General features: G+C 64.7%; 8 protein-coding genes (1 of these 8 only partly in view). 6 read left to right on the plus strand and 2 right to left on the minus strand.

The window, feature by feature from the left end; genetic code table 11:
• Window positions 1-9: 9 nt before the first annotated feature.
• Entirely contained in the window at window positions 10-549 is a 540-nt protein-coding gene (locus tag NR187_RS19170; protein WP_256807291.1) for a methylated-DNA--[protein]-cysteine S-methyltransferase, read from the minus strand.
• Window positions 550-687: 138 nt separating this feature from the next.
• Here NR187_RS19170 and NR187_RS19175 point away from each other — a divergent pair, with 138 nt between their 5' ends.
• The 6 genes from NR187_RS19175 (at window position 688) to NR187_RS19200 (ending at window position 6,752) form a co-directional block, all read left to right on the plus strand.
• Window positions 688-1,506 carry an alpha/beta fold hydrolase gene (locus NR187_RS19175; RefSeq protein ID WP_211381264.1) on the plus strand — a complete coding sequence of 273 codons (819 nt, stop codon included), beginning with the start codon at window positions 688-690 and terminating at the stop codon, window positions 1,504-1,506.
• Window positions 1,507-1,508: 2 nt separating this feature from the next.
• Complete coding sequence (locus NR187_RS19180; protein WP_256807292.1) at window positions 1,509-2,321, plus strand: alpha/beta fold hydrolase; 813 nt, start codon at window positions 1,509-1,511, stop codon at window positions 2,319-2,321.
• Between the two features lie 193 nt (window positions 2,322-2,514).
• Complete coding sequence (locus tag NR187_RS19185; protein ID WP_211381262.1) at window positions 2,515-3,192, plus strand: GntR family transcriptional regulator; 678 nt, start codon at window positions 2,515-2,517, stop codon at window positions 3,190-3,192.
• An 85-nt stretch (window positions 3,193-3,277) separates the two neighbouring features.
• A complete protein-coding gene (locus NR187_RS19190) occupies window positions 3,278-4,078 on the plus strand; it encodes a phytanoyl-CoA dioxygenase family protein (protein WP_211381261.1) in 801 nt (266 codons plus the stop codon).
• 91 nt (window positions 4,079-4,169) lie between these two features.
• A complete protein-coding gene (locus NR187_RS19195; RefSeq protein ID WP_256807293.1) occupies window positions 4,170-5,483 on the plus strand; it encodes an NAD(P)H-dependent oxidoreductase in 1,314 nt (437 codons plus the stop codon).
• 180 nt (window positions 5,484-5,663) lie between these two features.
• Entirely contained in the window at window positions 5,664-6,752 is a 1,089-nt protein-coding gene (locus NR187_RS19200; RefSeq protein WP_256807294.1) for a TRAP transporter substrate-binding protein, read from the plus strand.
• 172 nt (window positions 6,753-6,924) lie between these two features.
• Here the strand turns inward: NR187_RS19200 and NR187_RS19205 are convergent, their stop codons facing one another.
• Window positions 6,925-7,152, minus strand: partial view of a hypothetical protein gene (locus tag NR187_RS19205; RefSeq protein WP_256807295.1) — the end only. Its footprint extends 363 nt past the window's final position; only the last 228 of its 591 coding nucleotides appear in the window; its start codon lies off the right edge, out of view — the gene reads right to left on this strand; the stop codon is at window positions 6,925-6,927.

Consider the following 7,152-nt stretch of genomic DNA (forward strand, 5'->3'; position numbering starts at 1 on the left):
CGCTCAGCCTCAATCAAACAAGCTCGGCGTGTGGTTCACCAGCGCGCCTTCGATCTCCAGCATCTTCAGCTTCGTCACCACGCCATTCGCGGAGAAGCCGCCGGGCTTGTTGCCGGCGGCCAGCACGCGATGGCAGGGCACGACGATCGGGCAAGGGTTGCGGCCGAGCGCCTGGCCGACATCGCGCGATAGCTGAACGCCGCCGAGCTGCTTGGCGATGTCGCCATAGGTGATGGTCCTGCCGGGCGGGATGGCGCGGGCGATCTCGTAGACGCCGCGGTTGAAGTCGGGAACGCCATCGAGATCGAGCGGGATGTCGGTGAGGTCGTCAGGCTCGCCCGCGAGCAAATTTGAGATCCGGTCGATCGCCTGCTGCACTTCGGCGGTCGGCTCGGCTTCGGTGGCGTCAGCATGGCGCTGGCTGATGCGGGTGCGGATCTTCTGCTCGCCGCCCATCGGCAGTTGCGTGCCATTGATGCCGCGCGGACCCCAGGCGACGGCACAGAGGCCGATCCTGGTGTCGAACAGGGCAAAATGCTGGTCGGTCATGGCTTGGTTCCTGGCTTGCTTCCTCGTCGCAGGCCCCCAGTGTGATCTCAAGCTAAATCTAGGCTTGGAAATAGTTGCGATCCACCCGGTTTCCGGGAATCTTGCACAGGAGTTCCTGTTCCTTCGCGCGAGCCCAGAATGCAAAGCCTCCACGTCAACGGTTACGACATGCCCTATCTCGACGTGGGCCAGGACAAAGGCGGGCCGCCGCTGGTCTGCGTGCACGGCTCGCTCAACGACTTCCGCGTCTGGGGCTGCGTGCTCGGACCGCTGACGCAACGGCACCGGGTGATCGCCGTCAGCCTCAGGCACTTCTTTCCCGATCGGTGGGACGGTGTAGGAAACACCTATTCGATCGCCCAGCATGTCGACGACGTCATCGCCTTCATCGAGACGCTCGACCTCGGCCCGGTCGACCTGATGGGCCATTCCCGCGGCGGGCACATCTGCTTCCGAGTCGCGCAACGCCGGCCGGATCTACTACGCAGGCTGATCCTGGCCGAGCCCGGCGGCGAGCTCGATGCGAGCCTCGATCCGGATTATGCCGGCGGCCCCTCGCCGCTGCTGGCGCGGTTCACGGCCTCGGCGGAGAAGATCGCGGCCGGCGATGTCGATGGCGGCCTCGCCGTCTTCGTCGACACACTGGAAGGCGCCGGCACCTGGCCGCGGCTGCCGGCCCTGGTGAAGCAGAACCTTCGCGACAACGCCTTTACGCTGATCGGCCAGGTCCGCGACAATCGCCCGCCATTCTCGAAGGCGGATGCGGAGGCGATCAAGATGCCGACGCTGTTCATCCTGGGCGCGCGGACCAAGGGCCTGCTGCCGAAGGTGCTGCATGCGCTGGCCGCGCATGTGCCCTACTCCAAGACGGCGGTGATCCCGAACGCGACGCATCCGATGTTCGAGCAGGCGCCGCAAAAATATTCCGAAGTGGTTCTGGACTTTCTGGCGGGCTGAACATGCAGAGCATTCGCGTCAACGATTACGACATGGCCTATCTCGAAGTCGGAGAAGGTCCGCCGCTGGTCTGCGTGCACGGCACGCTCGGGGATTTCCGCACCTGGTATTCCGTGCTCGGCCCGCTGTCGAAATCTCATCGCGTCATCTCGGTGAGCCTGCGGCACTTCTTTCCCGAGCACTGGGGCGCCGCCGGCGACGACTACAAGATGGCCCAGCACGTCGCCGACGTGATCGGCTTCATCGAGCAGGTCAGGCCAGCGCCGGTCGATCTGATGGGCCATTCGCGCGGTGGGCACATCGCGTTTCGGGTCGCCCAGGCGCGGCCTGATCTGCTGCGAAAACTGGTGCTGGCCGAGCCGGGCGGCGATCTCGATGCCAGCCTGCCGACGCCGGAAGGCACGCCCGCGCACCCGCCGCTGGCCGCGAAGACCGCACGTTCCGTCGAGATGATCCGCGCCGGCGACATCGAGGGCGCGCTGCAGAACTTTTATGAAGGCATCGAGGGCGACGGCTCGTGGCGGCGCGTGCCGGCAGCGGCCAAGCAGCAACTGCGCGACAACGCCATCACCTTTCTCGGCCAGATCAACGAGCAGCGGCGGCCCTACACGCTCGCGGACGCGCAGGCGATCCGGACGCCGACGCTGCTGATCGGCGGCGGCGCGACGACGGGAAGCCTGTCGGTGATGTGGCGGGTGCTGGCCGCGCACATCACGGGCAGCAAGACGGCGGTGATCCCCAATGTCGGCCACTGGATGTTCGAGCAGGCGCCGCTGGAGTACGGCGAGGTGGTAACGAGGTTTCTGGGGGAGTAGGCGGGATCGGGTCTTGGCCATGATCCGGCAAAACAACCCCATGCACAGTAGACGGCAATAACGATATCAATAGCTTAGGGGAGCTCGAAAGGGACCTTCGACGCGGCGCCGGGCCTCATTGACGCTATCGCCGGCGCGTTATAGATTCGAATACGGAATTCCGTATTCTCATTGCGTTTTCGGAGCCGCTGGCGTGATCCCTCTCGACCCGCTTCCGAACCTGATCGACCAGGTCTATGCGCGAATCCTGGAGGCGATCTCGGACCGCACGCTGCAGCCTGGCCAGCGTATCCGGCAGAACGAGTTGGCGGACAAGCTCGGGGTGTCGCGCCAGCCGGTGTCGCATGCGCTGCACCTGTTGCACCGGCAGGGACTGGTCGCCGAGAGCGGCCGGCGCGGTTTCGAAGTCACCCAGCTCGACCCCGCGCGCATCCGCCAGCTCTATGAGGTGCGCGGCGCCATCGATGCGCTGGCGGCGCGGCTCGCCGCGGAGCGCGCCGGCACCGACGCGGCGGGACGCGCGCGGCTGGAGGCGGCGCTCGCCGCCGGACGCGGGATCGATCGCAACACTGCGCTCGCAGAGCTCATTGCGCTCGACGTCGATTTTCATCGCGCGATCTATCAGCTCGCCGGCAATCCCGTGATCGAGGAGACGATCGCGCCGCAATGGCCGCATATGCGCCGCTCGATGGCGACGGTGTTGTCGGAGCTCGATTATCGCGGTAGCGCCTGGGCCGAGCATGCCGATATCGCCGGACATATTCTCGCTGGCGATTCGGCGGCGGCCGAACGTGCGGCGCTCGCACATGCGCAGACGGCGGGACGGATGACCGAGGAGAGATTGAGGGCGACGGACGAGGTGGCGGCGTAGCGACCACCACCGCCAAAGACGTGGATGGCCGGGTCAAGCCCGGCCATGACGAGCGATAACAAAAATCGAAGCAGGAGGACGACCCATGAAACTGTCCCAGGAGCAATTGGAGTTCTTCCATCGCGAGGGCTGGCTGTTCCTGCCCGAATTGTTCAGCCAGGAGGAAGTGGACTTGCTCGCGCGCGAGGCGGTCGGCATCTACGACGCCAACCGGCCGGAGGTCTGGCGCGAGAAGAGCGGCGCGCCGCGCACCGCGTTTGCCGCGCACCTCTATAACGAGGCTTTCCGCATCCTCGGTGCGCATCCGCGCATGATCGACCCGGTCGAGCAGCTGTTCGGCGAGCCGGTCTACATGCACCAGTTCAAGATCAACGCGAAATCGGCCTTCACCGGCGATGTCTGGCAGTGGCACCAGGATTACGGCACCTGGAAGCGCGACGACGGCATGCCGGAGCCGCGCGCGATGAACATCGCGATCTTCCTCGACGAGGTGATGCCGATCAACGGTCCCCTGATGCTGGTGCCGCAAAGTCAGCACGCCGGCGACCTCAAGGCCTCGCATGACCTCTCGACCACCTCCTATCCGCTGTGGACGCTGGACGAGGAGACCGTGACGCGTCTCGTCAAGCAAGGCGGCATCGTCGCGCCGACCGGTAAGCCCGGCGGCATGCTGATGTTCCACGGCAATCTCGTGCATGGCTCTAGCGGCAACATCACGCCCTACCCGCGCAAGATCGTATACCTGACGCTGAATGCGGTCTCGAACTACATCCGCACGCCGACGCGGCCGGAGTACATCGCACACCGCGATTTTGCGCCGATCAAGACGGTGGACGACGACGCGCTGGTGCGGCTCGCGCGTGCGCCGCGACAAGCGGCGGAGTAAAGTCGCCGCCATGAGCGCCATCCACCTCTCCCATTGGGAGAGGTGAACCAAGCGCAAGCCGTATCAGCTGAAAATATCGGATAAATCCCCCATGAACCTCTTCCGGCTCCTCCAGGCCCGCGCCGCCACCGGCAAGCCTGTCCGCGTCGCGCTGATCGGGGCCGGCAAGTTTGGCTCGATGTTCCTGGCGCAGGTGCCGCACACGCCTGGGCTGGAGGTGCCCATCATCGTCGACATCGACCGCGAGCGCGCACGCGAGGCCTGCCGCACAGTGGGATGGGACGCGGCACGCATTGCCGCGACCGTCTTCACCGATGACGGCGCACGCGCCATTGCCGGCGGGGCGATGGATGTGGTGGTGGAGGCGACCGGCAATCCCGCCGTCGGCATCAGGCATGCGCGCGCCGCGATCGCAGCCGGCAAGCATATCGTGATGGTCAATGTCGAGGCCGACGTGCTGGCGGGCCCGCTGCTCGCCGAGGAAGCGCGCAAGGCCGGCGTGGTCTATTCGCTCGCCTATGGCGACCAGCCGGCGCTGACGGCGGAAATGGTCGACTGGGCCCGCGCCACCGGCTTTCGCGTGGTCGCCGCCGGCAAGGGCACGAAATACCTGCCGGCCTATCACGACGTGACGCCGCATGGCGTCTGGCAGCATTACGGCTTGACCGCGGGCGAAGCGCAGTCGGCCGGCATGAATCCGCAGATGTTCAACTCCTTCCTCGACGGCACCAAATCAGCGATCGAGATGGCCGCAATTGCCAACGCCTGCGGGCTCGACGTGCCTTCGGAGGGGCTGCTGTTTCCGCCCTGCGGCGTCGACGATCTGCCGCACATCATGCGGCCGCGCAGCAAGGGCGGCGTGCTGGAGCGACCCGGCGTCGTGGAAGTGGTCTCCTCGCTCGAGCGCGACGGCCGGCCGGTGTTTCGCGACCTGCGCTGGGGCGTTTACGTCGTGCTGGAGGCGCCGAACGACTATGCCGCCGACTGCTTCAGGCAATACGGCCTCAAGACCGACGCGAGCGGACGATACGCTGCGATGTACAAGCCCTACCATCTGATCGGGCTCGAGCTGAATATTTCGGTTCTGTCGACCGCTCTGCGGGGAGAGCCGACCGGGCAGCCCCATGGCTTCCGCGGCGACGTCGCTTCCGTGGCAAAACGCGACTTACGCGCCAGCGAGATGCTGGACGGAGAAGGCGGCTACACAGTTTGGGGCAAGCTGGTGCCGGCGGCTACGAGCCTCAAGGCCGGCGCCCTGCCGATCGGACTGGCGCATCGCCTCAAGCTGAAGCACGACGTCGCCCATGGCGAGATCGTGCGCTGGAGCGACGTCGAGTTCGACGCAGGCGATGAGACGATCAGGACGCGCAAGGCGATGGAAGCGGCGTTCGCGGCGCAGCATTGACGGATTGGGCCAGAGCACGACCAAAGTGCGCTTGATTTAAACATTCCCTTTCGTCATCCTGACCGCGATCCGGGAAATTCAATTTCGGACATCACAAAACGTCGATCTACGGCGAACACCGAAGCGGCGACAAGATCGCGATCCCTCGTCGAGGACTCGACATCACAGGAGGGGAGACGCATGGAACGTCGTAAATTCCTGACGGCAGGCGGATTGGGCCTGGCCGCGAGTGCCGTCGCTACGCCGGCGATCGCGCAGTCGATGCCCGAGATCAAATGGCGATACACCGCGAGCTGGCCGAAGGCCCTGGATACGCTCTACGGAGGATGCGAGTACTTCGCCAGGCGCGTCGCCGAGATCACCGACAATCGTTTCCAGATCCAGCCATTCGCCGCTGGCGAGATCGTGCCAGGGCTGCAGGTGCTCGATGCCGTCGCGAACGGCACGGTCGAGATGGGCAACACTGCGCTGTACTATTATTGGGGCAAGAACCCCGCTTTCACGTTCGGTACGGCGCTGCCGTTCGGATTGAACACGCGTCAGCACATCTCGTGGCTCCAGTGGGGCGGCGGCCAGGACCTGATCAACGATCTCCTGAAGGAGTACAACACCATCGGCATTCCGACGGGCTCGACCGGAGCCCAGATGGGCGGCTGGTTCCGGAAGGAGATCAAGTCGATCGACGATCTCAAGGGACTGAAGTTCCGGGTTGGCGGCTTTGCCGGCACGATCATCGCCAAGGTCGGCGGCGTCCCGCAGCAGATTGCCGCGGGCGATATTTATCCCGCACTGGAGAAAGGCACGCTCGATGCCGCAGAATGGGTCGGGCCTTACGACGACGAGAAGCTCGGCTTTGTGAAGGTTGCGAAGTACTATTACTATCCCGGTTGGTGGGAAGGCACCGGCCAGGGTCACAACATCATCAATCTCGAGAAATGGAACGCGCTGCCGAAGCACTACCAGGCCGCGGTCGATGCCGCTTCGCGCGATACCTTCACCTGGGTGACCGGCAAATACGACTTCGTCAATCCGCCGGCGCTGAAGCGTCTGCTGGTGGCCGGCGCGATCCTGAAGCCGTTCCCGCAGGAAGTGCTCGAAAGCTGCTACGGCGCGGCCAGCGAGATCTATGCCGATCTCGCCAAGTCGAATCCGCATTTCGGCAAGATGTATGCGAGCCTGACGGCTTTCCGCAGCGAATCGCTGGCCTGGATGCAGGTCGCCGAGCTCAGCTTCGATAGCTTCATGATGCGGATGCGGACACGAACGTGAGCCGCTGAGCGACACGTGACGTCGGAAACGACGAAAGCCCCGGAGATGTCTCCGGGGCTTTTTTGCGGCGATGTTTGCGACTGCGGGAGCGAAACGAGTTGTGCTCTCGTGCCCCGGACGCAGCGCAGCAACGCTTGCGCGTTGCAGCGCGTCCGGACACGAGAATTACGTCTCAGTTCTGATCGTCGCCGAGCACCGCGACCAGCTTGTCGTAATATTTGCCGACGAGATCGATGTTGGCCTTGTTCTCGACCTGGGGCGCGGGCGTCTTCAGCGCCTCGTTGAGCTCGTCGAGGGCTTCCTTCTTGTCCTTGGCCGGCATCTTCTTGTCGGCCTGGACCTGCGCGATCTGCAACTTGATCACGGCTTCGGTGCCGACATATTTCTTGGTCGCGGGATC

Origin of the sequence: Bradyrhizobium sp. Bra64 (assembly GCF_024519875.1) — a bacterium.
GTDB classification, from domain to species: Bacteria; Pseudomonadota; Alphaproteobacteria; order Rhizobiales; family Xanthobacteraceae; genus Bradyrhizobium; species Bradyrhizobium japonicum_G.